Origin of the sequence: Pandoraea terrae (assembly GCF_902459695.1) — a bacterium.
Classification (GTDB): Bacteria; Pseudomonadota; Gammaproteobacteria; order Burkholderiales; family Burkholderiaceae; genus Pandoraea; species Pandoraea terrae.
In genome coordinates this window covers 1-26,556 of sequence record NZ_CABPRZ010000009.1, presented here as the reverse complement: position 1 = coordinate 26,556, position 26,556 = coordinate 1, and the positions used below count along the sequence as shown (strand labels likewise).

General features: G+C 58.6%; 27 protein-coding genes and 4 pseudogenes. 17 read left to right on the top strand and 14 right to left on the bottom strand.

The window, feature by feature from the left end; all coding sequences use genetic code 11:
- Positions 1-112: 112 nt before the first annotated feature.
- The 4 genes from PTE30175_RS12255 to PTE30175_RS12240 all read left to right on the top strand — a co-directional run bounded on the left by PTE30175_RS12255 (position 113) and on the right by PTE30175_RS12240 (position 4,020).
- Positions 113-1,447 carry an MFS transporter gene (locus PTE30175_RS12255; RefSeq protein WP_150697341.1) on the top strand — a complete coding sequence of 445 codons (1,335 nt, stop codon included), beginning with the start codon at positions 113-115 and terminating at the stop codon, positions 1,445-1,447.
- Between the two features lie 286 nt (positions 1,448-1,733).
- Positions 1,734-2,531 carry a transporter substrate-binding domain-containing protein gene (locus tag PTE30175_RS12250; protein ID WP_150697340.1) on the top strand — a complete coding sequence of 266 codons (798 nt, stop codon included), beginning with the start codon at positions 1,734-1,736 and terminating at the stop codon, positions 2,529-2,531.
- Between the two features lie 47 nt (positions 2,532-2,578).
- A complete protein-coding gene (locus PTE30175_RS12245) occupies positions 2,579-3,238 on the top strand; it encodes an amino acid ABC transporter permease (protein ID WP_150697339.1) in 660 nt (219 codons plus the stop codon).
- Between the two features lie 56 nt (positions 3,239-3,294).
- Positions 3,295-4,020: an amino acid ABC transporter ATP-binding protein gene (locus PTE30175_RS12240; RefSeq protein ID WP_150697338.1), complete on the top strand. Its 726-nt coding sequence runs from the start codon at positions 3,295-3,297 to the stop codon at positions 4,018-4,020.
- 118 nt (positions 4,021-4,138) lie between these two features.
- Here the strand turns inward: PTE30175_RS12240 and PTE30175_RS12235 are convergent.
- The 5 genes and pseudogenes from PTE30175_RS12235 to PTE30175_RS12215 form a co-directional block, all read right to left on the bottom strand.
- Positions 4,139-4,942, bottom strand: a pseudogene (locus PTE30175_RS12235) (c-type cytochrome); the annotation flags it as partial.
- A 17-nt stretch (positions 4,943-4,959) separates the two neighbouring features.
- Positions 4,960-5,666: pseudogene (locus tag PTE30175_RS29220) on the bottom strand (c-type cytochrome).
- Positions 5,633-5,953 carry a substrate-binding domain-containing protein gene (locus PTE30175_RS12225; RefSeq protein WP_150697337.1) on the bottom strand — a complete coding sequence of 107 codons (321 nt, stop codon included), beginning with the start codon at positions 5,951-5,953 and terminating at the stop codon, positions 5,633-5,635. The pseudogene PTE30175_RS29220 and the gene PTE30175_RS12225 overlap by 34 nt, the downstream one beginning before the upstream one ends.
- 162 nt (positions 5,954-6,115) lie before the next feature.
- The gene (gene ccsB / locus PTE30175_RS12220; protein ID WP_150697491.1) at positions 6,116-7,300 is read right to left on the bottom strand and encodes a c-type cytochrome biogenesis protein CcsB; all 1,185 of its coding nucleotides are present in this window, start codon (positions 7,298-7,300) and stop codon (positions 6,116-6,118) included.
- Positions 7,301-7,305: 5 nt separating this feature from the next.
- A complete protein-coding gene (locus PTE30175_RS12215) occupies positions 7,306-9,438 on the bottom strand; it encodes a cytochrome c biogenesis protein ResB (protein ID WP_150697336.1) in 2,133 nt (710 codons plus the stop codon).
- A gap of 570 nt (positions 9,439-10,008) precedes the next feature.
- Between PTE30175_RS12215 and PTE30175_RS12210 the strand changes: the two genes are divergently transcribed.
- From PTE30175_RS12210 to PTE30175_RS12165, 13 genes and pseudogenes are all read left to right on the top strand, one after another.
- A complete protein-coding gene (locus PTE30175_RS12210) occupies positions 10,009-10,413 on the top strand; it encodes a TlpA family protein disulfide reductase (protein ID WP_191629014.1) in 405 nt (134 codons plus the stop codon).
- Positions 10,414-10,547: 134 nt separating this feature from the next.
- A complete protein-coding gene (locus tag PTE30175_RS28645) occupies positions 10,548-10,793 on the top strand; it encodes a hypothetical protein (RefSeq protein ID WP_224788738.1) in 246 nt (81 codons plus the stop codon).
- A 146-nt stretch (positions 10,794-10,939) separates the two neighbouring features.
- Complete coding sequence (locus PTE30175_RS28640; protein ID WP_224788737.1) at positions 10,940-11,704, top strand: mandelate racemase/muconate lactonizing enzyme family protein; 765 nt, start codon at positions 10,940-10,942, stop codon at positions 11,702-11,704.
- Between the two features lie 315 nt (positions 11,705-12,019).
- Complete coding sequence (gene soxC, locus PTE30175_RS12200) at positions 12,020-13,327, top strand: sulfite dehydrogenase (protein ID WP_150697334.1); 1,308 nt, start codon at positions 12,020-12,022, stop codon at positions 13,325-13,327.
- The gene (locus PTE30175_RS12195) at positions 13,314-13,928 is read left to right on the top strand and encodes a c-type cytochrome (protein ID WP_150697333.1); all 615 of its coding nucleotides are present in this window, start codon (positions 13,314-13,316) and stop codon (positions 13,926-13,928) included. Before soxC ends, PTE30175_RS12195 begins: the two co-directional genes overlap by 14 nt.
- Positions 13,909-14,229, top strand: a pseudogene (locus PTE30175_RS28635) (LysR family transcriptional regulator); the annotation flags it as partial. The gene PTE30175_RS12195 and the pseudogene PTE30175_RS28635, both read left to right, overlap by 20 nt.
- Positions 14,230-14,339: 110 nt before the next feature.
- Entirely contained in the window at positions 14,340-14,915 is a 576-nt protein-coding gene (locus tag PTE30175_RS28630) for a substrate binding domain-containing protein (protein WP_224788736.1), read from the top strand.
- The gene (locus PTE30175_RS28625; RefSeq protein WP_224788735.1) at positions 14,899-15,048 is read left to right on the top strand and encodes a hypothetical protein; all 150 of its coding nucleotides are present in this window, start codon (positions 14,899-14,901) and stop codon (positions 15,046-15,048) included. Before PTE30175_RS28630 ends, PTE30175_RS28625 begins: the two co-directional genes overlap by 17 nt.
- A gap of 323 nt (positions 15,049-15,371) precedes the next feature.
- Positions 15,372-16,400, top strand: coding sequence for an amino acid ABC transporter substrate-binding protein (locus tag PTE30175_RS12185; protein WP_150697332.1), 1,029 nt, complete (start codon positions 15,372-15,374; stop codon positions 16,398-16,400).
- Between the two features lie 38 nt (positions 16,401-16,438).
- Complete coding sequence (locus PTE30175_RS12180) at positions 16,439-17,614, top strand: amino acid ABC transporter permease (RefSeq protein WP_224788734.1); 1,176 nt, start codon at positions 16,439-16,441, stop codon at positions 17,612-17,614.
- Position 17,615: 1 nt separating this feature from the next.
- Positions 17,616-18,731 carry an amino acid ABC transporter permease gene (locus PTE30175_RS12175; protein ID WP_150697331.1) on the top strand — a complete coding sequence of 372 codons (1,116 nt, stop codon included), beginning with the start codon at positions 17,616-17,618 and terminating at the stop codon, positions 18,729-18,731.
- A 5-nt stretch (positions 18,732-18,736) separates the two neighbouring features.
- Positions 18,737-19,480, top strand: a complete 744-nt coding sequence (locus PTE30175_RS12170; RefSeq protein WP_150697330.1) for an amino acid ABC transporter ATP-binding protein — start codon at positions 18,737-18,739, stop codon at positions 19,478-19,480.
- Between the two features lie 59 nt (positions 19,481-19,539).
- A pseudogene (locus PTE30175_RS12165) lies at positions 19,540-20,568 on the top strand (molybdopterin-dependent oxidoreductase); the annotation flags it as partial.
- Between the two features lie 139 nt (positions 20,569-20,707).
- Here PTE30175_RS12165 and PTE30175_RS12160 read toward each other — a convergent pair.
- The 9 genes from PTE30175_RS12160 to PTE30175_RS12125 all read right to left on the bottom strand — a co-directional run.
- Positions 20,708-21,481, bottom strand: a complete 774-nt coding sequence (locus PTE30175_RS12160; protein ID WP_150697329.1) for an SDR family NAD(P)-dependent oxidoreductase — start codon at positions 21,479-21,481, stop codon at positions 20,708-20,710.
- Between the two features lie 237 nt (positions 21,482-21,718).
- Positions 21,719-22,720, bottom strand: coding sequence for a molybdate ABC transporter substrate-binding protein (locus PTE30175_RS12155; protein ID WP_150697328.1), 1,002 nt, complete (start codon positions 22,718-22,720; stop codon positions 21,719-21,721).
- A 9-nt stretch (positions 22,721-22,729) separates the two neighbouring features.
- Positions 22,730-23,521 (bottom strand): thiosulfate dehydrogenase, encoded by a 792-nt coding sequence (gene tetH / locus PTE30175_RS12150; RefSeq protein ID WP_150697327.1) that lies wholly within the window; start codon positions 23,519-23,521, stop codon positions 22,730-22,732.
- A 34-nt stretch (positions 23,522-23,555) separates the two neighbouring features.
- Positions 23,556-23,939 carry a c-type cytochrome gene (locus PTE30175_RS12145; protein ID WP_150697326.1) on the bottom strand — a complete coding sequence of 128 codons (384 nt, stop codon included), beginning with the start codon at positions 23,937-23,939 and terminating at the stop codon, positions 23,556-23,558.
- A 28-nt stretch (positions 23,940-23,967) separates the two neighbouring features.
- Positions 23,968-24,291, bottom strand: a complete 324-nt coding sequence (locus PTE30175_RS12140) for a c-type cytochrome (RefSeq protein WP_150697489.1) — start codon at positions 24,289-24,291, stop codon at positions 23,968-23,970.
- A 55-nt stretch (positions 24,292-24,346) separates the two neighbouring features.
- Positions 24,347-25,207: a cytochrome c oxidase subunit 3 gene (locus PTE30175_RS12135; RefSeq protein WP_150697325.1), complete on the bottom strand. Its 861-nt coding sequence runs from the start codon at positions 25,205-25,207 to the stop codon at positions 24,347-24,349.
- A gap of 83 nt (positions 25,208-25,290) precedes the next feature.
- The gene (locus PTE30175_RS12130) at positions 25,291-25,842 is read right to left on the bottom strand and encodes a cytochrome c oxidase assembly protein (RefSeq protein WP_150697324.1); all 552 of its coding nucleotides are present in this window, start codon (positions 25,840-25,842) and stop codon (positions 25,291-25,293) included.
- Between the two features lie 41 nt (positions 25,843-25,883).
- Positions 25,884-26,036: a cytochrome oxidase small assembly protein gene (locus PTE30175_RS28220; RefSeq protein ID WP_191629012.1), complete on the bottom strand. Its 153-nt coding sequence runs from the start codon at positions 26,034-26,036 to the stop codon at positions 25,884-25,886.
- Between the two features lie 103 nt (positions 26,037-26,139).
- A partial coding sequence (locus PTE30175_RS12125) for a cbb3-type cytochrome c oxidase subunit I (protein WP_191629010.1) occupies positions 26,140-26,556 on the bottom strand: 417 nt, incomplete at its 5' end.

Genomic DNA, 26,556 nt, shown 5'->3' with positions numbered 1-26,556 from the left:
GCGGCACCTGCGCAAGCCCGAAGCGGGCGTGCCAATGATTGGATTGCACACAAAAAAACGGACTTCGATTACCTGGACGGGCCGCGAAGTCCCAAATATTCGGAGACGATTTATGTTTAATACGAGTGGCCGCGGAGCTCTGGATGCTTCGCCAGGTGTTTCCCTGGAAGCATCGGCATACCGGAAAGCAACATGGCGATTGGTCCCGTTTCTGGCCATCTGCTTCATTTGCGCATACCTCGATCGAGTTAACATCAGCTTTGCGAAGTTGCAGATGCAAAGTGATCTCGGTCTCTCAGACGCAGCCTATGGTCTTGGCGCGGGTATCTTCTTCATTGGGTACTTCCTCTTTGAGATTCCCAGCAACATTATTCTCGGTCGGGTCGGCGCGCGAAAATGGATCGCCCGTATCATGATCTCCTGGGGGATCGCCTCGGCACTGATGATGTTCGTGCGTGAGGAGCGCTGGTTCTATGTCCTTCGGTTCATCGTGGGGGCGACCGAAGCCGGCTTCATGCCCGGCGTGATGCTTTATTTCACGTATTGGTTTCCCGCCAAGAAGCGCGCGCAAATCAACGCACTATTTCTAACGTCAGTGCCGCTGTCAGGTGTAGTAGGCGGGCCAATCGCAGGCTTCGTCATGACCTACTTCGACGGCGCGGGCAACCTGCCAGGCTGGCAGTGGCTGTTCTTGCTCGAAGGCCTACTTACCGTCGTGCTGGGTGTGGCCGTTTTCTTCTACCTGACGGATCGACCGTCAGATGCGAAATGGTTGTCGGCGGAGGAGCGGCAGGTGATCACCAAAAACCTGGAGCTTGAGTCGGACACGAGTCGTGAGCATCATTTCGGCAAGGCGCTGCGTCAGCCTGAGACACTGTTCCTCGCTGCCGTGTATCTGTTTGCGCTCATTGGGCTTTGGGGGCTGACGTTCTGGTTGCCTGAGTTGATCAAGCAGACCGGAGTGACAAACAAGGTGTCGATCGGGTTTCTCACGGCAATTCCTTATGCGGCAGGCTGCGTTGCCATGGTTTTGGTGGGCAGGAGCTCGGATAGAACCGGTGAACGCCGCAAGCACTTGGGATTTGCGCTCCTCGCCGCATGTTTGGGTTATGCCTTGTCGGGATGGTTTGGTAGTGTCACTAGTCTGTCGCTGCTCGCGCTTACCTTGGCAGCGATGGGGACAGTGGGTTGCCTCCCGGTGTTCTGGACACTTCCCCCGAAAGTCTTGGCGGGCCCGGCAGCCGCTGGCGGGATTGCGCTCATCAACTCGGTTGGCAATCTTAGTGGCGCAATCAGCCCGTATCTTGTCGGCAAAGTCAAAGAGTTGACCGGCAGCACTGAAACCGCGCTCTACATGATTGCGTGCAGCGTGTTGGTCGCGGCGCTGTTGGTGCTGATTGGTCTTCCAAACAAACTGGCGGCGCGTGATAGCGTGGTCCGTCTGTAGCCCAATTGCGCGGCCGTCAATTTTGTCGGCATGCGCGCGGCAGCGCGGATTGAGTCGAACTCAGCCGCTTCGTCACTGAGATGGCGCCCCCGAATCAGTCCGCTTTCCCAAGAATAGCAAAATGTTGGTACTCGTTTCTTTCATGACATGTGCTCATAGATTGATGATATTTTACCATTTTATTTCATAAATTGGCGATGCTACTCTGAACCTGATTGAGCTCTTCTCACTGAGTGAATGAGGCGAATATCAATCGCAGCAGTTATATAAAACAGGAGACATGATCATGAAGGTTAAGAAGGCCATTTTATTCACAGTTCTTTCGGTTTCTGCCGTGTGTGCAACTCTCGGAGCGCATGCGGAAGATCTGCTGAACACCGTCAAGAGCCGAGGCGAGCTGATGATCGGAATGGAAGGAACCTATCCTCCGTTCAATTTTCGCGATCAAAACGGTGAGCTGCAAGGCTTTGACGTCGATGTCGGAAAGGCGTTGGCATCAAAGCTGGGTGTCAAACCGAAGTTCTATACGGCGGAATGGTCAGGCCTGATCGGTGGCCTGCAGGCGGGGAAGTTCGATGTGGTGGTAAATCAAGTGAGTATTACGCCTCAACGCCGTCAGTCGCTCGATTTTAGCCCGCCTTACGCCTACTCGGCAGTTCAGGTGCTGCAGAAGCGTGATGACAAGCAGGAGTATCGAAGCCTTGAAGAACTCAAGGGAAAGCGCGTTGCGGTTACGTTGGGTTCGAACTTTGCTGACCTGGCCAAGTCGGTTCCCGGGATCATCGTGCAGACGTATCCTGGGATGAATGAGGCACTTGGCGATCTTGTGAGCGGCCGAGCAGACGCCTATCTGAACGACCGGCTGTTCGTTCCGTATCTCATCAAGACCGCGAATGTGCCCGTGCGCGGAGGCGGACTTCTGAAGAATACGAGCAATGAAATTGGTATTCCGTATCGGAAGGGAAATCCAGATTTTTCAGCATCGGTGAATGGAGCGATGACATCCATGAGACAAGATGGAACGCTCGCGACGATTTCGAAGAAATGGTTCGGCACGGATGTCACTCGTCCGGTTGGTAACTGACGTACGGCTCAATAGCATGAGCATGCGTTACGTTGGAGGATGAGTAGATGGAACATTTCAATCTAGTGCTCAATTCCGGGCCGGTTTTGATGATGGGCGCGCTATTGACCATCAAGTTTGCGGTCGCGGCAATGGTGCTCGGAGTCGTGGTCGGTGCCTTCGTTGCGGTGATGCGAGTCAGTGGCAATCGCGTTCTGGATCGGATTGCTCGAGCATACGTGAGCGTCATGCGTGGCACGCCGCTGTTGGTGCAAATATTTGTTGTGTACTACGGGTTGCCTGATGTCGGTATCTCGCTGTCACCAACGGCGGCGGGTATTCTGACGCTCACGTTGAACGCGGGGGCGTATCTTTCGGAGAGCATGCGCGGCGCGATTCTCGGCATCCCGCGCGGACAATGGAGTGCATCGCACAGCTTGGGACTGAACTATTTCCAGACGCTCAGGTACGTGGTTGGCCCTCAGGCGTTGCGCCTCGCGATTCCGTCCATGGGCAATACACTCATCAGCTTGATCAAAGATACCTCGCTCGTATCGGTGATCACCGTGACCGAGTTGCTTCGGTCCGCGCAGGAGGTCATCGCTACGACTTTTCAACCGTTGCCGTTGTATCTGGCGGCAGCAGCGCTTTACTGGGTATTGAGCTCGCTGCTATCGGTCGTTCAGCATCGTCTGGAAGGGCGATTCGCCTTGCAGACCCGGCACTAGGCGGCGCAGTGACCGTTGTCGATTCTTGAAAATATCAGCTGATCGGGTAACGCAACATGATTGACATCAACGATGTTTCGAAGTGGTACGGTCAATTCCGTGTTCTGGATGGCTGTACGACGGTTGTTCAGAAAGGTGAGGTTGTGGTGGTTTGCGGGCCGTCGGGCTCCGGTAAGTCGACGCTTATCAAGACAATTAATGGTCTTGAAGACTTTCAGCAAGGCTCGATAACTGTCGATGGCGTTAGCGTGGGTCATTCGAAAACGAACCTGACTTCGCTACGTGCACGTGTGGGTATGGTATTTCAACATTTCGAGCTGTTCCCGCACATGAGCATTCTGCAGAACCTCACATTGGCGCAGATCAAGGTCCTTCGTAGATCACGTGACGAAGCGGATGTGAAAGCTCAAACTTTGCTGGATCGGGTCGGGCTCAAGTCACACGCTCACAAGTTCCCTGGTCAGATGTCTGGCGGGCAGCAGCAACGTGTTGCCATCGCCCGAGCGTTGTCCATGGATCCGATGGCGATGCTCTTCGATGAGCCGACGTCAGCGCTCGATCCGGAGATGATCAATGAAGTCTTGGACGTCATGACCGAACTCGCTCAGGAGGGAATGACGATGGTGTGCGTGACCCACGAAATGGGTTTCGCCCGAAAGGTCGCGGACCGGGTCCTGTTCATGGACGGGGGCGTAATCGTGGAGGATTGTGTCAAGGACAACTTCTTCGATGCACCCCGATCGGACCGAGCCCGGGACTTTCTGGCAAAGGTCCTGCATTAACGAGGAGATTGCGTAGTCGTGTTTTTGGTCACCGGAGTGTCGCTATGGCGACACTCCGGTGGAGAGGATGTGTGAACCGCATACCCGACCCGATTGGTCTTGTCGGGAGCCGAGCCGCGAATCTCGGGTCCTGTGGGCGCTCATGACTGTCCATGAACAGCGCTACGTCCCATGCTTGCTGATCAGTCAGGCTCCCGCCCAGACCTAACGGCATGTTTTCCTTCATAAAGCCAGCCGCGTTCTGTAGCTCATGCATACCCGCGCCCCAGATAAACGACTTGGGACCCCAAAGGGGAGGGAAGACTGTTTTGCCGCCGCTTGCCTGCCCCTGTCCATCGGCGCCGTGACATAAGGCACAACGCCGCGCATAAACCTGCACGCCTCGTGTGTAGTCTGCCTTCTGTGGCGGACGCGTCAGTTTCGGATAGCCTCGCCCCGCGAGTTTTTAGCTTACGGGCGCGCCTTTGGCGAGCCAGTACGCGTAGGATTCGAGCGCAACCAACACCGGATCGCCCAAGGGCGGGGCTTTCCCGTTCATGCTATATACAAAACACCCCTGCAATCGCTCGGCAAAGGAGTTGACGTCGCCGTTCTTGCTTCGATAGGCGGGATACGAGATGTGCGCGGCCCAGAGCGGACTGGAATTCGGCATTCGTCCCGCGTCCAGATGGCAACTGGCACAGTTCAGCGAGTTGCTCACGTACTTCCCTGCGAATTTCTGAGTGTGGTTGAATATCTGCTCCCCCAGCTTGACTGACTTTTTGAATTCGTCCGTTGGCATGGCGCTTTCAGACGGCGGCGTGAAAGCTTTTTCTGCCGAACTCGTAGAGGCATTCGGCGCTGGTGCTGATGATGCGGTGTCAGTTGCCAGGGCATTTGCGATCAGGCCGGATGCCAGCACCGAAGCCAGGCCGGCGCGCATGCCAGGAGTCAGGATGGTCATCGGCTGCTCCCATTCGAGGCGCCGGTACCAGTCGAGCCGGACATACCCGCGTAGTAGTTGGCAACCGAGGTGATGTCGGTATCCGACAGCTTGGTAGCGATGGCGGGCATCAATGCCAGGGGACCTGGCGGCCGCACGGCGGTTTTCCAGGCGCGTAGCTGGCCCGCAATGTAGGCTGCCGGCTGGCCGGCGAGCGGAGGGAACTTTGTGCCTACACCCGCGCCACCCGGGCCATGACACTGCGCGCAGGCAGGCCGGATTCCCAGCGGCCGCGTGTGGGGAGCCACGCACCGGCGTCAGACGGCACAGCATTGCCCGGATCCGCAGCCTTGATCCCGGCGCGTGAGAGCAGTGCGCCGAAGTAGACGGCGACGGCCTTGCGGCTATCGGACGACATGTTTTTTGCGATGGGTCGCATGACAGGGTTCGACCGTTGCCCCGACGTGAAGTCATCAAGCTGGGTTGCAAGGTATTCGGCGCTCAGGCCTGAGAGCCGCGGAAAACCGGCAGCGGCGTTGCCTTCGCCTTTCGCCCCATGGCAGCCGATACACGCGGGCGCCCCTTGGGCCGTCCCTTTTGTTGCAACGGTTGCCCCCAGGTCTGCGCTGCGCGCGTGCGCCATGGTTGCTGTCATCATGACGCCAACCATGGCCAGGCGCGCCGCGCTAATTAAAAACCCGTGTGGAGTGACTGATTGGTCCATGTCTTTTTTGCCTCGGCACTGTTTTTTGCGTAGGCGACGATATTGGACCGCAGGGCTTTCACCTGTCGGATATCCCCGAGGCGCCCGGCGACGTCTTCCCATACGCCGTTCTGACCAGCGCCGTTGACGACCAGTATCTTCACGCCGGGCTTAAGGAGATCGGTGAATCGTCTGATCCGGGTGGGATTCCCGGGCCTTACCAACATCGCCATCGGCCGCAAGTACAGCGGCTCCGGGGCACTGGGGGAGAGTTGTTCTCCCGTCGCATCGACGAAGTCGGATATCATGGTTTCAGAGCCCCTTCTATGAGCAGGAAGTTGTCAAGGCTTTTCGCGAACTGACTCACGAATCATCGGCCAAGTCCTTCTGCGCCCGCCGGGCGAGCCAACTGGGGCAAACTTTCGCGAACCTACGCTGTTGCGGGCGTTTTGTACGGGCATGCAAATGCGTCAAAGCTGCCCGTAGCTGTGCAATCCGGAAAGAAACATGTTGACGCCGAGAAAGGCGAAGGTCGTGACAAGCAGGCCGACAAGCGCCCACCACGCCGCTGCCGTACCGCGCAGACCCTTCATCAGGCGCATGTGCAGCCATGCCGCATAGTTGAGCCAAACGATCAGAGCCCAGGTTTCCTTCGGATCCCAACTCCAGTAGCCGCCCCAGGCTTCGGCTGCCCACAGCGCACCGAGAATGGTGGCGATTGTGAAAAAGGCGAAGCCCACGGCGATGGCTTTATACATTACGTCGTCAAGTGTCGGCAGGCTCGGCAGGCGCGAGGTGAAAAATCCTGAAGTGAAGTCGCGGCCTGTTGCGATCAAGCGGACTTCCTCCCGTTCTCGTATCAGATATGCCACGGCGACCATGGAGGCCAGCGAAAAGGTGCCGTAGCCTATGAAATTCGCGGGTACGTGAATCTTCATCCACCAGCTCTGCAGCGCTGGTACCAACGGCTGAATTTCATACGCTCCCCGGGCAATGCTGTACCACAGGAGGAACCCGACCGCCGCGCTGACGACCAACAGGACAAACGGTCCCAGTGCCCGGGTGGCGTAACGTTTTTCGTAGTAGAGGTAGAACATCGCCGTGATCAGACAGAACAGGACGAACACTTCATACAAGTTCGAAATCGGGATATGACCTATGTCTGTGCCGATCAGGTAGGACTCATACCAGCGCACCATCAGGCCCGAGAATCCCATCAGAACGGCCGCCCAGCCGAGCGCGGAGCCGATGCTGGCGCTGAACGCCGAGCGCGCCAGCAGCCCACCCCAGTAAAACCCCGTGGCCAGGAAGAACAGCGCACTCATCCACAAGATCGCGGATTGACTGGAGAGAAGGTATTTCAGCAGGAAAACGTGTTCGGCTCGCGTCAGGTTCCCGTGGTAAAGCGCGAGGGCGCAGAGCGACAACACCGTAACGCCCGCCATGAGCGGGCGTATCGCACGCCAGTGCCAGCCCAACGCGGCAAACACCGGAACTGCTGCCAGCACGATCCCTTTTTCGTAGGGATCCATTGCACCGCCATAGCGGGCCAATGTGTATAGCGCTGCGCCCAGCAGCGCCATGGCGAACAGGCCGTCGACCCAGGAGCGGCGTCCCGACCCGTTGGCTTCGGAGTAGCCTTGTGAGATTTCCATGATGATCACCCTTGGGAAGACGAGGCCAGCAACGCCGGAAAGCGGCCACGCAGCCGATTGAATTCCCGTTCGAAATCGAGCGTCCTGCGTGTTGTAGACATGGCCATCAGAACGGTGGACCCGGAATCTCGGTCCTTGATCCACACCCACAGCCGGCGCTGGCGCACATAGAACATCGAGAAAATGCCCAGTACCAGGAGCACACTCCCTACGTATACGATCACCTTGCCGGGTGATCGGGTCAGTTGAAAAACGCTCGCCTGAACCTGATGAAACGCATCAAGCCGGAGGTAAACCGGCGCGCCGTAATAGAAGTTGTCCGATAGCGCATTGAGCGCACTGCGCACGAAGCGGCTGTTTTCGGGTGTCACAGCGGCAGGTGGCTGGCCTGCCTGCGCGCGGGCGATTTGCCACAACTGCCAGGCCGTGCCTTCTAGTACGCGCACCATCAGCTCGGCCGCTTTGTCCTGCGCGGCTTGCGGGAGTGTGTGTGCCACAAATTCGGCCACCGCTTGGAAACCTCCTGGCGAACCATTCCCTGCCTGGTCGGACGCCACCCCAGCGAAGATTGCCAGGGTTCGCGCGGCGCTCTGCATCAATTGGTCCTGCGTCTGCGTCGGGCTCTCGTTCGGCATAGCCGCACGTGCGAAACGGCTCGCTGCTTCGGCTCGGAACTCCGGGTTGAAGAGGGCCGCACGCAGCATCATCCATTGGTTGACGGTTCCGTCGGCGCCTGCAGGGATACGCAGATAGTGGAAGGGGCCGTCAGGCGTGTCGCGCATGCCGGAAAGAAAGACGCTTTCGCCGTCCAGTTGTACCGGCAACATGTAATTCTTGTACTCGTTCGCTTGACCACTGACGTCGCGCACTTTGTACTGGAACGATGGGCCGATGTTGCGCAGGTCCTTCGCCTCGCCGGGCCTGGCGCCCGAACCGAGTTGCCGGTTCAGGGCGGCGGGCAGGGAATTGCGCGGCAACGCGCCCGACCCCGGTTTCGCCTGCGCATTGGCGATGTTCTCCACATTGATTGGCCGGAAGTCGGTGAATTCCACTGTGTACGGTGCGTGCAGTGCCTGCGACGGGCGCACTGCGGTGCCGACCTCACCGTTCAGTCCGAATGTGGCGCCGCCCGAGCCTTGCATCGGAAAGGCCGTCACCTTGAGCTTGCTGCCGCCGTCGTCGAAGCCGGATTGGTAGATGGAGATCCCTCGGTAAACGAGCGGCTGATTGACCTTGACGATGGCCGGGATGCGCTTGCCGGTGGCATGGTCGATCACCACGATGTCGCTGGCAAAGAGCCTTGGCATCCCGGTCGAATAGTATTCGACGCGAAATTTCTTCAGCTGGATGGAAAACGGCAGATCCTGGATCAGGGAACCGTCGTTGACATCGAGGATCGCCGTGCTGACCTCACCGCCTTCAGGCACGAAGGCGTTCCCGCGGAAGGTGGGGTTCGCAAGGCTCAAGCGGTGTTCCGGACCGATCGAGTCGATGAGCGGGTTGTCCATGACCGGCGATTTGCCCAACAGCGCCATTTGCAACCGGATTATCAGGTTGCTGTCGAGCAGCCCCCCCAGGCATATGACGACAATCGCGACATGCGCGAGAACATAGCCGAGCTTGTTGGCCATGCCGGCCCTGGCTGCGATCAGTGTCGCACCCTCATGCTCCCGGATCACCAGCCGAAACCCCTGGTGACCAATGTGCTGCGACAGGCGTCTGGCTACGTCCGTGCGCGCCTGATCGGTGCCAAATTCAGCCTTATGGTGAAAGGCGTGCAGGCTCCTTTCACGAACATGATCTTTCCAGCTGCGGATATCAGTGACGATTCTCGGTGTATTGCGTATAACGCAGAGCGATGTGGATACGACCAAGAAGCCGAGGATCAGCAGAAACCACCAGGCACCGTAGACATTGAACAGCCCGAGAGCTCGAAATATTTCAGCCCAGAAGGGCCCGAACTGGTTGACATAGTTCGGGTATGGCTGGCCTTGGCTGATCACGGTGCCGATCACGCTGGCGATCGCCAGCAGGCAGAGCAGGCTGATGGCGAAGCGCATCGAACTGAGCAGCTCGAGTTCGTCGCGCAAGAAATCCCGCCGAGAATTCATGGCCATGCCCCGGATACGACCGCTCATGCAGAAACCTCGATCATTCTATTGATGCGGCAGCAGCGTTTCCGCGAGCGCGTACCGCGTTCAAATGCCTCGGGACGTAGTTCAACAGGGTGCCCGAGTACGCAACAAGTCGCCTGAAAAATGCACATAGAGCCCATTACACCTGATTGGGTGGTCTTTGCGCGGCACTAAGACACCGCTTGCTGATACACCGCTCGCTTGTCCACTTATATCTAGGACGGGATGAATCCCGCCTTTATTCCATCCTTCGTCAGTCTGGCGTTGCAACTGCGCGAGGCAGATGGAATATGCCGCCCGGCTATATGTCTACTCTTCATGCGGGATGCTCATTCCCGTGCTACGAGCAGCGAAGTTGGGTGCGAACGTTGAACTGACCGGGACTGAAAAGATGACTAGGAAGCGAGGATGGACGCTGATGTTGGGGGGCTATCATCGCGGGGGGCCGCAGCGGCGCTTGGGATTGCTGCGCGACCGGTGGGGGACCGCGAAGCGGCATATGGGCCAGCGATTGCAGGCCGTACGGACGGGAGCGTCCTGACCGGGCAAGATGCGGTGTCCCCAGGTGGCTTGATGCAATCACGTTTTCCAGACTTGAAGGGCAAGGAACAGAACCTGGCTCTATGGAAGGGCCGGGTGCTGGTGGTGAATTTCTGGGCCACGTGGTGCCCGCCGTGCCGTGCTGAAATCCCTGCGTTGATCGATGATCAGGAAAAATACGGGGCGCAGGGGCTGCAGTTCGTCGGAATCGCCGTCGACCGTGCCGAAGACATCCGGGAATTTGCGAAGGAATACGGCATCAATTTCCCCGTCCTGCACGGAGAGGCAGAAGGTATGGAGCTTGCGGCTTCGTTGGGCAACTCTGCCTACGCATTGCCTTATACCGTAGTGATTGACCGTACGGGCAAAATCACGGGTACCGCGATCGGCTTCATGGGTGACGACCGGTTCAATGCGTTGGTGCGGCCACTGCTTTGAGACGAGGGGCGGACGCGGGGCCCACTTTCCGGCCTATTGCTGTGCTTTTATCGTAAAAATTGCGGATACGTTATAGGTACATTAAAGTGTATTCGACAGGGCAGCATGAAGATCACCAAAGTTGAAATTTTCGATTGCGAGGTCAACCGAAAAGATCCATCCATGGCAAAGTTCAATCCTGTCATGGTTCGCGTTCCGATGAAGGCGTCAGCGGCATCGGTGAGGTTGGGCTTGCGTACGGTGCCGGCGCGAAAGCCGCCGTGGGAATTCTGCGTGATTTCGCGCCGTTCGTCATCGGCCGCGATCCCATGAACGTCGAGGCGTTTTGGGAACTTCTCTTCCGGACCACACAGGTGGCCCGGTCATGTATGGCGGCATGAGCGCTTACGATATTGCGCTTTGGGATATTCACAGCCGGGTAATGGGGTAACCGATTTATCAACTGCTTGGCGGAAAAGCGAACGACGATCTTCGTACTTACGCCAGTCAGCTTCAGTTCGGTTGGGGTGACGTATATGCGCAGAACGTGACGCCGGAGCAATACGCTGCCAGCGCTCGAACCGCAATCGAGGAGGACTACGACGCGGTCAAGGTGGATCCGCTCCAGATCAATCGTGAAGGCGTGAAAACCGGCGTTGCCAATATCAATCAGAAGAACTACGGCGTTTTGCGATATGACGATCTTCAGATGGGCGTCGAACGTATCGCGGCGATTCGGGAGGCGGTCGGGCCGAGTGTCGACATCATTTGCGAAATTCATTCTCTGCTTGGCACGAACTCGGCGATTCAGTTTGCGCGTGCGATTGAACCATACAACATCTTCTACTATGAAGAGCCGGTCAACCCGTTTAACGCGAAGAACTTCGAGAAGATCTCCAGCAAGACGCACATCCCGCTTGCGACCGGAGAGCGTTCATATACGCGCTGGGGATATCGAGAGCTTCTGGAAAAGCAGACATTGGCCGTTGTGCAGCCCGATCTCTGCCTCGTCGGCGGAATTACCGAGGGAAAGAAGATCTGCGATATGGCGAATATCTACGATGCCACGGTCCAAGTTCACGTTTGCGGCGGCCCGGATTCGACCGCTGCTTCGCTCCATTTCGAAGCCGTCATCCCCAACTTCATCATTCACGAGCACCACACTTACGCGCTGAAACCGTGCATACGCGAACGTTGCGTGAACGATTACCAACCGGATAACGGGCGCTTCAAGGTTCCCGATGCGCCAGGTTTGGGGCAGGCGCTCAACGAGGAAGTGGTCAAAGACTATCTGGCCTATACGATCGAGTGATCGTTCATCGCGCCGTCCCGCAACTAGCTTGATGGCAAGGTGGTCGCCACGGAACGCCTGCGGGCGCCGTGGCGACGTGCCATTTTCTTCCGCTAACGCGGCAATCGAGACGATCTGCTGCCAGTGCTGAAAAGCAAAAAATTCCGTTTCTATATACGTAATGTCGGATAGTCGACAGACAGCCACGAAACGACGCGCTAAATTGAGGTCGGTGGCCTGACACTGAAAAGCAGTCAACTTGGGGCCGCTTGACGGCGTGGTACATGCTGCCGTGCCGACCAGCCGGCACGGCGACTCATCCAGGGGAGGGGAATAATGGACGATTCTTCCGGCAAGATCAACAGACGCGTCGCTCTGAAGAATATTGCTTCGGCGACATTGGGCGCGGGTGCTGTTTTGAGTACCGGTAGCCGAGCAGAGTCCGAGTCGGAGCCGATACGTCATCGTGCGGGCTGGAAGCCGGAGCCGCCCAATCCCGCGAATCTACCCCCGAATCGCCCCGCCTGGATGATGACGCCGGGGCGGGGGCTGACCGGGTACGGTTCGCCGTCTCCCTATGAAAAAAGCGTCCTGCGAGTTCCGACAACCGTGACGGCGATTGATTTCGCGTCGTGGAATTTCACCCCCCTGCAACATCTTCACGGGATCGTAACGCCCAGCGGGCTGCATTTCGAACGCAATCACGGCGGGGTACCCGATATCGATCCATCGCAGCACAGGCTGCTGATAGAGGGTATGGTTAAGCGGCCGTTGCTCCTGACGATGGATGAGTTGATGCGCTATCCGACGGTCTCGCAAATGCACTTTATCGAGTGTTCGGGAAACACATCGAAGGAATGGCGCAAGCCGACAGGGAAAACCGTGCAGCAGACGCACGGGTTGCTCAGTTGCTCCGAATGGACCGGGGTGCGCCTGTCGACAGTGCTGGATGACGTCGGGGTCGACCCGAAAGCGACCTGGGCGCTTGCGGAGGGTGCCGACGCAGCCGCGATGGATCGCAGTATTCCCGTACGCAAGTTGTTCGACGATGCGATTCTCGCCTTTGCTCAAAATGGCGAGATGCTCCGCCCATCGCAAGGTTATCCACTGAGGCTGCTGGTGCCGGGCTACGAAGGAAACATGAATATCAAGTGGCTGCGACGCTTGAAATTCGGAACCGCACCGTCCGAGACCTACGAGGAAACCGCGTACTACACGGAATTGATGAAGGACGGAAGGGCAAAGCAGTTCAATTTTGTGATGCAGGCGAAATCGGTGATCACGTATCCTTCGGGCGACATGCAGCTCGATGGGCCGGGCTATTATGAGATCTCCGGTTTCGCTTGGTCGGGGGAGGGAAAGATTCGGCGGGTCGATGTATCGACCGACGGAGGGCGAACCTGGCATCGCGCGCAGCTTCAGGAGCCCGTGCTCACGAAGTGCCTTACCCGATTCAGATTCGACTGGGTGTGGGATGGCTCACCGGCCGTCCTTCAGAGCCGGTGTGTCGACGAAACGGGATACGAGCAGCCGACGATAAAGAGCATTATCGCTGCTCGTGGCCTCAATTCGAATTATCACTTGAACGGTATCCAAAGCTGGAAGGTCGATCGCAATGGAGGGGTGACCAATGTCCACGTTTAGTCGGTCCGCACACACGTTGCTGCTCGCCGGTGTGGTATGTGCTGGCACATCGTTGACGGCAGTTGCACAATCCACTTCGAAGCCGCCAATGGCATTTGGCCACCGGCCAAGCGCCGAACAGATTGCCGGATGGGATATTGACGTTCATCCCGATGGTAGGGGGCTGCCTGCAGGGCACGGGACGGCGGCGGAGGGGGCAAAGATTTATGCGGACCGATGTGCCGCATGCCATGGCGCAAACGCGGAGGGCGTTCCCATTGCCGGGCGAGGTGCCTTTCCGCGCCTTGTTGGAGGCATCGGCACGTTGGCTGACGATCAGCCCGTAAAAACCGTAGGCAGCTATTGGCCGTACGCGACTGTGGCGTTCGACTATATCCGGCGGGCGATGCCGTTGACCGCCCCGGGCTCGTTGACGAGCAATGAGGTGTATTCGCTCGTCGCATTCATTCTTTCCCGTAACGGGATTATCCCCGACGAGGCCGTGATGAACGAAACGTCGCTCCCTGCTGTGAAGATGCCAAACCGGAACGGTTTTTATCGCAGCGCGCAAAGCGAGAAGGTGACACGTCCGAGATCCGATAATGCCGTCGGTTTCCATTGAATCGACATTCTTGTACTCAAAAATTTCGTGCATCTCGGATATGGGCGAGACGAAAGCCACCGATACAAGATCATTGCCGCGCGTCGCGCGGCGTCCGCTGCGAGAGCAGATCAATCTGAAGCACCTTGCTGCTTTTACGCAGATCACTGTTTTTGTCAGGATCGCGGAACAGGGGAGTATGTCTGCTGCCGCCCGAGAATTGAATTTGTCACCTTCGGCCGTCAGCAAGAGCCTGGCGCAATTGGAGGAACGGCGCGGGGTGCTGCTTGTCAAGCGTACGACGCGAAGCCTGACACCGACAGATAGCGGCCGGATCATATTCGAGCGCGCGAACGACATATTGTCCGATCTGGAAACGACACTGGACGCGGCTCGGCAGACGAAGAGTCCTGAAGGAAATCTTCGGGTTACATGCTCAATGGCTTTCGGATCGAAGCAACTTACGCCAATCGTGGGCCGCTACCTGGATGGTCTCCGAACGTCAGTACATCCATTGCATTGGATGACAGGTTGTCCAACCTCGTCGAAGAAAACTATGACCTGGCGGTGCGGATAACCAGCAGAACCGATTCCGGCTACGCTGCGCGAAAACTGGCAACGATTCACTGGGTCTACTGCGCAGCACCCCATTACCTCGATTCGAACGGGGCGATTCGCAAACCGATCGACCTCATGCGGCACCGGTGCGTCGTATACCCGGCGATGACATTGAATGGTGCGTGGGGGTTCCAAGGCGAAAAAGACACGCAACAAGTCGTTGTCAAGACAGCGTTGGAATCGAATTCCAGTCTGGCATTACGTGAGGCTGCACTGCATGGTCAGGGCGTGGCATGTTTGCCGACGTATCCGGTTTCGTCCGACATCATTCAGGGTGCGCTGAGGATAGTCCTGCCCGAGTATAGATCGGCCATTACGCATACGTTGTACGCAATGTACTACCGGTCGCCGGTCGAAACACGCGAATGCGGTAGTGCGGACCTTCATTGACTTCGTGGTCGACGACATAGGCGAGGTACTCCAATGGGACAAAGCGCTGCAGCAGGCCGTCGACCTTCCGCGGTTCGAGCGCGACGCGACGTATCAGCGCTGCCGTAACGCCAACGCGAACGCGAACGCGTGAACGACACGTATCGCCGCAAGCAATGCAAGAGCCGGTGGGGCGCGGTCATGTTGCCGCGTAAGCGATGCGGCCGCTTTCGCCGAGAGCCGTCGGCGAGCAAAGCACCGGCGGAGGCACGGTGGATTTGTGAAGAAAGTTCCCAGCTGAATCGCGAAAAAGTCAATTGTTTTGAAAATTACGGCTGCGGATACTCAGGCCGTACTGTCTGGCACGGACGTCGATCGTCGGTTGGGTCATTAGCGTATTGGCCAACTTTAGAAGACCAAGTGCAAAGAAGCATCGACAACCGTTAGTTGTTCCATGTAACCGAGGAGGAGAAACTCATGTTGAAGCGAATTGCCGGCCTTGCGTTGGTTGCCACTGCGTCTGCGCTCCTGGCTGCCCCTGCCCATGCGGGGAAAACCCTCGACGCAATCAAACAGCGCGGGCAACTTGTTTGCGGCGTCAGTACCGGAGTGGCCGGCTTGTCTCAAGCCGATACCAATGGCAACTGGAGTGGCCTCGATGTAGACGTCTGCCGTGCTGTGGCCGCCGCAGTCATCGGCGACCCCAAGAAGGTCAAATATGTGCCACTGACGACGCCGCAACGCTTCACCGCGCTCCAATCGGGCGAGATCGATATGCTTTCGCGCAACACGACCTGGACGCTATCGCGCGATGCCTCGCTGGGTCTGGAGTTCACGGGCGTCACCTACTACGATGGCCAGGCCTTCATGGTCCCGGTCAAGAGCAAGATCACGAGCGCGATGCAACTCAAGGGCGCGACGGTGTGCGTGCAGGCAGGCACGACGACGGAAAAGAACCTCACCGATTTCTCGCGTGCGAACAAGCTGAACATCAAGCCGGTGGTGTTCGAAAAGACGGAGGCCGTCGATGGCGCGTACTTCGCCGGCCGCTGCGCGGCGGTCACGTCCGATGGCTCTGCCTTGGCATCGATGCGCAACAACGAGGCCAAAAATCCGCAGGACCATGAGATTCTGCCGACCCTGATCTCGAAAGAGCCTCTCGGCCCGGCGGTGCGACGTGGCGACGATGAGTGGGCTGCGATCGTCAAGTGGGTGGTCTTCGGCCTGATCGAGGCCGAAGAATACGGAATTACGCAGGGCAATGTCGACAAACTGGCCGCGGAGAGTGCCGATCCGGCCGTGATGCGCATCCTCGGCAAGACCGAGGACACCGGCAAGTGGCTTGGCGTGAACAGGGACTGGATGGTCAAGGCCGTCAAGGCGGGGGGCAACTACGGGGAGATCTTCGCGCGCAATCTCGGCCCTACGTCTGCGGTCAAGCTGCCCCGTGGTCTGAACAACCTCTGGAACAAGGGCGGCATCATGTATGCCCCCCCGATTCGCTGAGGGCGGTTGAGCATACCTGAGGAGAGAAGGAGGAAGCGGTGACAAAGCGCCCCCAGCAAACACGCCACATAGGGTGGCGCTCAAAAACCTTTCGTGGCTTGTTCTACCAAGCACTGCTTCTCTCGCTCTGCGTGGCGGGTGTCTGGTATCTCACGCACAACACCCTGCTCAACATGAGCGCCCGTGGCATCCAGAGCGGCTGGGGCTTCCTGAGAGACTCGGCGGGATTCGACATCAGCGAGTCGGCCATTCCCTACGATGCGCTCGATCCGTACTGGAAGGCGTTCCTGGTGGGTATCCTCAACACGGTGCGCGTGGCGGTGGTCGGCATCGTCGCCGCCACCGTGCTAGGCACGCTGCTCGGCGTGGGCCGCCTCTCCAGCAACGCCATCGTGCGCGGGTTCTGCTACGCCTACGTCGAGCTTTTTCGCAACGTGCCCGTTCTGCTCCAGTTGCTGATGTGGTACTTGTTTCTGACTGAGGCGCTCCCCAGCCTCGATCAGGCGATCTCGTTCGGCGGCATAGCGTTGCTGAGCAAGGACGGCCTCACACTGCCTGTCCCCGTCTGGAAGCTCGGCCATGCAACGGCTGGCATCGGCGTAGTCCTTGGGCTTATCGTGGCTGCGCTGTATCGCCGTGCGGCTCGCCGACACTTCGAGACCACGGGCAGGCAGCGCAGCATGGTCTGGCTACCGATCGTGATCGTGGCTTGCGGCGGTCTGGTCGGCTGGTTGATCGGCGGCGCGCCTTCGGCCTGGAGCATTCCCAAGGTAGATGGCATGCTGGTGCAAGGGGGCGTCCCGGTCACACCTGAGTTCCTGGGGGTATCGCTGGGGCTCGTGCTGTATACCACCGCCTTTATCGCCGAAGTCGTGCGCGCCGGCCTCAACGCCGTGGCGCACGGACAGAGCGAAGCAGCAGCGAGTCTGGGCCTGCCACGGCACCAGGCGATTCGGCTGGTTGTGCTTCCTCAGGCGATGCGCGTGATCATTCCGCCTATGACCAGCCAGTATCTCAATCTCACGAAAAACTCGTCACTGGCTGTAGCCATCGGCTATCCCGACATCGTCTCCGTCGCCAACACATCGCTCAACCAGACAGGGCGTGCCGTGGAGTGCATCGCCATCATCATGGCCGTATATCTGACGACGTCGCTGTCGACCTCCATGTTCATGAATTGGTACAACCGCCGCGCGGCGATCAAGGAGCGCTGAAATGTCGGCAACGATCTCCGATGTCTTCCAACCCATCCCACCTCGGCCGGCACCGGAGAGGATGGGAGGAGTGCTGGCCTGGATTCGACTGAATCTCTTCAGCAATGTCTGGAACTCCGTAGCGACCCTCGCCGCGCTGGCTCTGATCGCCTACGGCGCGAGCCGGCTGCTCAGCTGGGGATTGCTTAATGCAGTGTTCGCACCCAATGTGGGCCAGTGCCAGGCCGCGCGCGGCAGCGGTGCGTGCTGGGGCGTGGTGAGCGAGAAGTTCAGTTTCATCGTCTTTGGACGCTACCCGATGGCGGAGCGTTGGCGATCCTTCGCTGCGACGGCATTGCTGATCGCACTGCTGGCGGCAAGCTGCATGAGGCCATTCTGGAGGCGCTGGCTGGTTGGCGTGTGGATTGCTGTCGTGCCCATATACTTCATCCTGATGCGTGGCGGCATGTTTAGCCTGGCTGAGGTTCCGACGGACCTGTGGGGCGGCCTGCCGTTGACAGTGATGCTCGCGGCGTTCGGGATCGTTCTCGCGTTCCCTATTGCCGTGCTTGTCGCACTAGGAAGACGTTCAAAGCTGCCGGCGGTTCACTCGCTCTGCGTGGTGTATATCGAGCTGATCCGTGGTGTTCCGCTGATTTCCGTGCTGTTCATGGCGTCATTCATGTTCCCGCTGTTCCTGCCGGCCAATAAATCACCGGATGTTCTGGTGCGGGTGCTGGCCGGGATCACGCTGTTTTCCGCGGCGTACCTGGCCGAAGTGGTGCGCGGCGGTCTGCAGGCCATTCCCAAAGGACAGGTCGAGGCGGCCGACACGCTGGGACTCAGCTACTGGCAGACGCAGCGCAAGATCGTACTGCCGCAAGCGTTGACGCTGGTGGTGCCGAACATCGTGAGCAGCTTCATCGGCATCTTCAAGGACACATCGCTCGTGACCATCGTGTCGCTTTACGAGCTGACCGGCTCGATGGAGCTGGCCTTGGACTCGGACGCTGCCTGGCGACCGTTCAAGATCGAAGGCTACCTCTTCATCGTTCTCATCTATTTCCTCTTCTGCTTCTCGATGTCGCGTTACAGCCTGTGGATCGAAAAGCAAGTCAAGCGCAGCAAGGCTCGATAAACATCATGAGTGAATCCATCATCAGCTTCGATAAAGTCAACAAATGGTATGGCAACTCCTTCCACGTGTTGCGGGACATCGATCTCAAAGTGCGAGCCGGTGAGCGTATCGTAGTGTGTGGTCCCTCGGGGTCCGGCAAGAGCACGTTGATCCGTTGCGTCAACCGACTGGAAGAGCATCAGGAAGGCGTCATTCGTGTCGACGGCGTGGAGCTGTCGGACAACAGCAAGGCCATCGAGTTGGTGCGCAGGCAGGTCGGCATGGTGTTCCAGCAGTTCAACCTGTTCCCGCATCTGACCGTGCTCGAAAACCTTACGCTGGCACCGATGTGGGTGATGAAAATGCCCAAGGCCGAGGCCGAAGAGCGGGCGATGCAGCAGCTCAAGCGCGTGCGCATTGCCGAGCAGGCGGGAAAATATCCCCTGCAGTTATCGGGCGGCCAGCAGCAGCGCGTAGCCATCGCGCGTGCGCTCTGCCTGAAACCCAAGATCATGTTGTTCGACGAGCCGACTTCCGCGCTCGATCCGGAAATGATCAAGGAAGTGCTCGACGTGATGACCGAACTGGCTCAGCAGGGCATCACGATGCTGTGCGTGACGCATGAAATGGGCTTTGCCAAGGCGGTCGCTGACCGAGTGATCTTCATGGACCAAGGGCAGATCGTCGAGCAGAACTCACCAGGCGAGTTCTTCAACAACCCACGCAATGAGCGTAGCAGGGACTTCCTGTCAAAGATTCTCGGTCATTGAAACGGTATACGACGGTGTGAACGTGAAGGGAACGAACTTCACCACCTCAGCGTCACTCCGTGCTCAGGAGAATTGATGTGACGCAGCAGCTTCGCACTCACAGTGCCCATTGGGGGGCGTTCCACGCTGGTATGGAGGATGGGCGGCTGGTCGTCCGGCCACATCCTGGCGACCCCGACCCCAACCCTCTGATCGACAACTTCCCGGACGCGCTGCGTCACCCGGTGAGGATTGCCGCGCCTGCCATTCGTCGCGGCTGGCTCGAACGAGGGCCAGGCGCGGACGACATGCGTGGCCGTGATGAGTATGTGCAGGTCAGCTGGGACCAGGCGCTGGACCTGCTCGCCCGTGAGTTGCAGCGCGTGCGTGGCGCGCATGGTCCACGCGCTGTCTTCGGCGGATCCTATGGCTGGTCAAGCGCTGGTCGGTTCCACCACGCACAGAGCCAGATTCACCGGTTCCTGAACGCGGCCATGGGCGGCTACGTCAGATCTGTGAATTCCTATAGCGCGGGCTGCGCGGAGGTTCTGATACCGCACATCCTCGGGTCTTACGAGAAGGCTGTGCGCCGGAACGTTACCTGGGAGCAGGTCGCGTGCCACACGGAAGTCGTGCTGGCGTTCGGCGGGATGGCGCTGAAGAACGCCCGCGTAGCTGGCGGCGGCGTCAGCCGACACGTCGAGCGTGGAGCCATGCGCGAAGCGACCGGGCGAGGTTGCCGCTTTGTCTGCATTTCGCCCCTGCGTTCCGATCTGTCCGAGGAGGCCGTCGCCGACTAAATGCCGGTCACACCTGGAACCGATGTCGCTCTTATGTTGGGTTTGGCGCATACGCTGGTCAGCGACGGCTCGCATGACTGTGAGTTCCTCGCGCGTTACTGCAGCGGCTGGGAAGAATTCGAGGCCTACCTGACGGGCGGCGAGGATGGCGTGGCAAAAGATGCCGAATGGGCCGCCAGCATTTGCGGCGTTCCTGCAGCAGGGATTCAATCCCTCGCCAGGTCCTTGCCTGGGCGGCGCGTGCTGGTCACGGTGTCGCACTCCCTGCGGCGGGCCGAGCATGGTGAACAGCCGGTCTGGATGGGGGCAGGTCACTGAGACAACCTCCCCTGAACTGCCTGTCCTGCAATATCAGGGGCAGGTCGTTGACACCGTAATCACGCGCTCGATGCCGCCGTGGGGCGGCGCGAGAAATAGGTGCAAGCGCGAGGCACTTGCCCGCAGCGAATCAATTGCGGCCGGCCATCACGCCGCCGTCCACGTCCCAGATCGAGCCGGTGACCCAGCTCGCCTTGTCCGAGAGCAGGAAGGTGACGACTTCGGCGACATCCTGCGAGGTACCGATACGGCCGATCGGGTGGAAGCCGTTGAATCCTTGCAGCGCACTGTGCACCTCGGCCTTCGGGATGAAGCCCTCGTAGATCGGGGTCTGGACCACCGCCGGTGACACTGCGTTGACGCGGATGTGTTTCGGAGCCAGCTCCATCGCCAGGTGTTGGGTCAGCGAATGCAGACCGGCCTTGGCCATCGAGTAAGCCGAAGACGGTGTGGCCGCAATGGCCTGCTTCGCCCACATCGAACCGATGTTGACGATCGCGCCTGGGCGACCCTTGGCGACGAGATTGGCGGCGACCTTCTGCGTGATGAAGAAGAACGCTTTGTTCAGCTTCATGTACTGGTCGTAGTCCAATTCCTGATGTTCCAGGAAGGGCTTCGGGAAGAAAATCCCTGCCGCATTGACCAGCAGGTCGATGTCCGAATGCTGCTCGTCGATGACCTTGAGCAGCGCAGCCAACCCTTCGTCGCTGGACAGATCCGCGGCCAGTGCCGCGACTTGGCCCAGTGCGGCCAGTTCGTTGCGCGCCTCTTCGGTCTTGTCCGCGCGGTGGCCCACGAGCACTGCGCTACCGCCTTCGGCGACGACCATTCGGGCAGTCTCCAGTCCCATGCCGCTGGTGCCACCGACGACTAGCAGCTTCTTGCCTTTGAATTGAATACTCATTGTGAAATCTCTCAAGATTGGAAGAAAATCTATTCAACTAAAGCCCGCTTCGATCGGAGTGATTAGATATCGATCAAAAGCGGCCATACCAAATAATGAGAATTTTTGTGCAATATCTTTCCGAAGACAAATGAGATAAAGTGTCTATCATTAAAAGAAAAACTTTATCGATGGGGCCGCCGACTCCTTGACTTGTCGGAACCGACTCACGCCATCGTCTAGCGAGTTTCACAACGGCTACCGAGGGGCCTTTGCGTCGTACCGCATGAAGCCGTAACGCTCGAAGATACGAAAGGCCGACGGCGATCGAATGAATGCGAGCCACTTTCGGGCCGCTGCCGGGTGGGGCGCGCCCCGCACCATGGCGCCCGCGTAGATTGCGGTGGTGTTCTCCGCGTCCGGAATGTCGACATGATTCAACGGATGGCCGGCTTGCTCCTGAAAGATCGCCTCGGACTTCCAGACCACGCCCGCATCGGCGTCGCCGTGCATCAGGAAAAGCGCCGTCTGCCGGTGGTGGATATGCGTGAGGACGGTGACGCCGCTTTTGACCTTGTCAACGTAGACGGCTTTCGAAAGGGGGGCACCGCCCACCTTTTCGAGTGATGCCTTAATCTGACGCGCCACACCCTCAAACTCGGGATTGGGCATCGCAAGGCGCAAATCGGACCGCCCCAGGTCGGACAACGAGGTCACCTGTTTGGGGTTTCCCTGCGGAACGAGAATCGCAAGCTTGTTCGTCACATAGGGCACGGCAGGTCCCGTAAGAGTGCCGTCTGCGATCAGTCCTTCGACTTTTTTCAATCCCGCGAAATATGCGTCCGGTTTGACAGTCCAGGTCATGTTGCCGACAGTGATTGTGCCGCCCGCCTTGATCTGCTTGACAAGGAGGCCTGGCGGAATCGTTTCCCAGAAGATTCGGCCCCGGTACTCCGGATTTTCCTTCTCGAAACGCTCAACAAGCGGCGCCATGGCGAAGAAATAGTTTCCCCCTACAAAAAGGACGAGCTTTGGTGCCGAAAGGTCGCCGTGAAAATCAGCCAACACGTCGGCTTCCGGCACCGTGAACTCGAACCCTCGGTTCAATGCGTCGTTGTTGCGACCGTTTTGCCAGGGAGGGAAGACGCTTTCTTGAGCGCTTGGGGCCGATGTGGCGAAAGCAGCTGCCTGGATACCGCAGAGAAGGAAGAACGCCACGCTGCGCCAGTGGTTCATCCGAGTTGTCCGGGGCTGGGTCATGATCGGCTCCTATTTCGAGTACTGGAATCCCACACTTTGTAATTCGAGTTGAGTGGCGACGGCGCCGGGCACCACTATCGCCTCCGGGATGACGTGGTTGGTCAGCTCGGCTGCCAACGCGGTGACCGGGAGTTTGTCGGGATTGTTCCCGCTGGCAATCAGTTTTTCTGCCAGCTCCCAGAGGGCGTTATGGCACGAGATGAAGACGACGCCTCTGCGAAGCAACGCGGCAATGCTGTTGTCGCGGGAAGAGAATGCTCCCTCATTGTTTTCATAGTCGTGAGGATCCATCGCGCCACTGGGCGTCTCGAGCAGCAGCGTGTTGGTTTGAAACTTGCCGGAGGTTAACTTTGCTATCCCGTACTTATCCCATATGGCCTGATCCAACAACGCCAAGTTGGCCGTACCATGTGTCGAGGACACAACCAGGAATTCGGGGTGCTTGAAGGACCAGATCTGAGCATTCAATGAATTTCGCATCAGGTTGAGCCATGGTCCCCCGATATCGACGTTGTCCCATACCTGTCGCCGGCTGCTCCGGTACGTGAGCACCTCGGTGAGCGCCTCGTGGTCCCATTGATCGGGGCTTTGCAAGATCATCGGTACCGTTTTTAAGTCCCTGCGGCGGGGTGCTGCGGCCAGCCGGTGCATAAGTTGACGTAAGCTGCCGGCTCCATTGGGCAGGAGCGATGCGGCGTCGGCCGACTTTGCTTCGGATTGGCCGCTTACGCTGAGAATTGCGGCGCCTGCTGCGACACCGAACGTTCTAAGGGCAGCGCGTCGGTCTTCCTTGATAGCCATGACTTGGTCTCCTTCAGGTGTGAATATGGTTGGTCTACTGCTTTGTGAGCAGGTCACCGGGCAGGGACGAAATGTAAGCGGCGATACTCTTCAGCTCGCTCAAAGTGAACGAGCGTGGCTTGCCGCTTGCGTCCCTGATCCCGGGGTTCTGCATAACCTGGGCTTTCATGATTGCGTTGGAACGGCCCACGATGATCCCGGCATCGGTCCGATACGCACGAAGTGCGGAATAGAGGTAGTCGGCATACTGGCCCGCAATTTTCGGATAGTCGGGGCTGACGGGCTTGTTAAGCCCCGCGCCGTGACACGCAGCGCAGTTGCCCGCTTCTACGAGCGCCTTGCCATTCAGGATATCGGCGGCTTCAACGCTTGAGGTCACCATCATTGCTGCGGCGATTGCCGCAATTTCCTTTCTCATGAGTTCTCCTGTCCAGCCGATGCCATGATCACTTCAGCGTCGAGCTCTTGCTGCCTGCCGTCTGCGCGGCGTAGTACGCGGCGACATCGGCGATGTCTTGTTCGCTCAAGCTCGCCGCAATGGCGTGCATGGTCTGGAAGCGGCGATCTCCGCTCGCATATGCCTTCAGCGATTTCTCCACGTATGTGACGTTCTGCCCACCCAGCTTTGGCGCGTGGTACACCTCTGGATATGCCGTCCGGTAACCTGGAATGCCATGGCAGCCGATACACATCGCCACCTTGGTCTTGCCCGCTTCGGCATTGCCTGTAAGCTCGCCGGCATGCGCGCCTGGCATGCCGAGCGCCAGCATCCCCAATGTCAGCGCGTATCGCTTGTTTGCCTTCAAGGGAGTCTCCTATCGTTAATCACAGCCAGTACACCACGACATACAAGCCCAGCCAAACAACATCGACGAAGTGCCAATACCAGGCGGCACCTTCAAAACCGAAGTGATGTTCCGGCGTGAAGTGCCCCTTGAGAATGCGAATCAGGATCACGCTCAGCATGGTTGCGCCCATCATCACGTGGAACCCGTGGAATCCGGTCAGCAGGAAGAACGTAGAGCCATACATGCCCGAAGTCAGCTTCAGGTTCAGTTCCTGATAGGCATGGAAATATTCGAAGGACTGGAAGCCAAGGAAGATGAAGCCAAGTGCAATCGTCAGGAAAAGCCAGAACGCTGCCCGGGCACGGTGAGCTGCGCGTAGCGCGTGATGGGCGATCGTCAGTGTCACACCGGAGGTGAGCAACACTGCCGTGTTGAGCGTGGGAATCGGCCACGGGCCCATCGGCTTGAACGTTTCGACGAGGCCTGCCGGTCCTGCGTTCGGCCACGTGGCGGTGAACCCCGGCCACAAGAGCTTGCTGTCCAGACTGCCGAGTTCAGGCGTCGCAAGGGTGCGCGCGTAAAACAGCGCGCCGAAAAACGCTCCGAAAAACATGATTTCGGAAAAGATGAACCAACTCATGCTCCAGCGGTACGAACGGTCGATGTTACGACCGTAGCGGCCGCCCTCCGACTCGCCGATCGCATCACCAAACCAACCACGCAGCACAGTCAACAGCCACAGCAGCCCAAGCGCAAGCGTCCAGTGCGCCCAAGGCAAGCCATTGATCCATGCCGCGGCGGAAGCCACGATTACAAGCAGGCCCGCGCTGGCCATTGCTGGATGGCGTGACGGGGCAGGCACAAAATAGCCGGGTGACGTTTGACGGGAAGCACTCACTTTTGTTTCTCCAGTTTAAAGGCGGATGTCTGAGTGATGCCGTGTTTGGAACTGATCAGCCTTATTCAATTGCACCCGCGGCCTCACCTGGACTCGGTGCCAACTTTCGGCGCGGTTCCGAGGTCAAAGAAGGTGTATGACAGCGTGATCGTATTCACGTCCTTCGGTAGCTTCGGGTCCACCACGAAAACCACCGGAAATTCCTTGGCCTCCTTGGCCTGGAGTGTCTGCTCTGTAAAGCAGAAACACTCGATCTTGTTGAAATAGCTGGCCGCCAGTGCCGGTACGTAGCTCGGGATGGCCTGCGCGCGCACTTGATATGGCTTCTCGTTGGCCACCTCGTAGTTGATCGTCGCCATCTGCCCTGGATGTACCTGCATGCTGCTGTGCTCCGGCTGGAACCGCAGCGGACCGCGCCCGTTGGCGTCGAACTCGATCGTGATGGTGCGGCTTTTGTCGACCTGCGTATTGCGCGCGATGATTGCGCTCTCGCGATCGCCCAACTGGTTGATGCCGGCGAACTCACAGAACGCGTTGTAGAACGGCACCATCGCGTAGCCGAAGGCGAACATTGCGGCCACCAGCAGCAACAGCTTGCTCAAGGTGCGGAGGTTGAATCGTCGTATTCGGCTCATTGCGGTTCTTCCAAAGAGTGCCGGGAGCACATGCTGCCGGCCTACATCCCCATGAGCTTGGTCTTGACCATCACGCCGAAAAAGAAGGCCGCCGCGATCGCGGCGAAGATCAGTCCCGTGCGCAGGTTGCGCCTGCGTATTGCAGAAGCTGTGGCGGCGGCGGACGACGGGCTTTTTCCCTGGAGCGAAGGCATTTCAGGTTCCGTTGTTAAAGGAGATGGCGCCGTAGTGCCATCTCGTCGTTGCGAACTGCTTGATGTGGACGACGTGCGCGATCCGCGCGGGCGAGCTACTGGCTCAATGGATCTTCGGCGGCGTTTCGAAGGTGTGGAATGGCGCCGGGCTCGGCACAGTCCACTCGAGGCCTTCGGCGCCATCCCACGGCTTGGCTTCGGCCGGCTTGCCGCCGCGATACGACGGCAGCGCCACGAAGAACAGGAAGTACACCTGCATCAGGCCGAAGCCCAGCGCGCCGATCGACGCGATCTGGTTGAAGTCGGTGAACTGCGCCGGGTAGTCGGCGTAGCGTCGCGGCATGCCGGCCAGACCCAGGAAGTGCATCGGGAAGAAAGTGACATTGAACGTGATCAGCGAGCCCCAGAAGTGGAACTTGCCGCGCCACTCGTTATACATGTAGCCCGACCACTTCGGCACCCAGTAATAGAAACCTGAGAACAGCGCGAACAGGGAACCCGCGACCAACACGTAATGGAA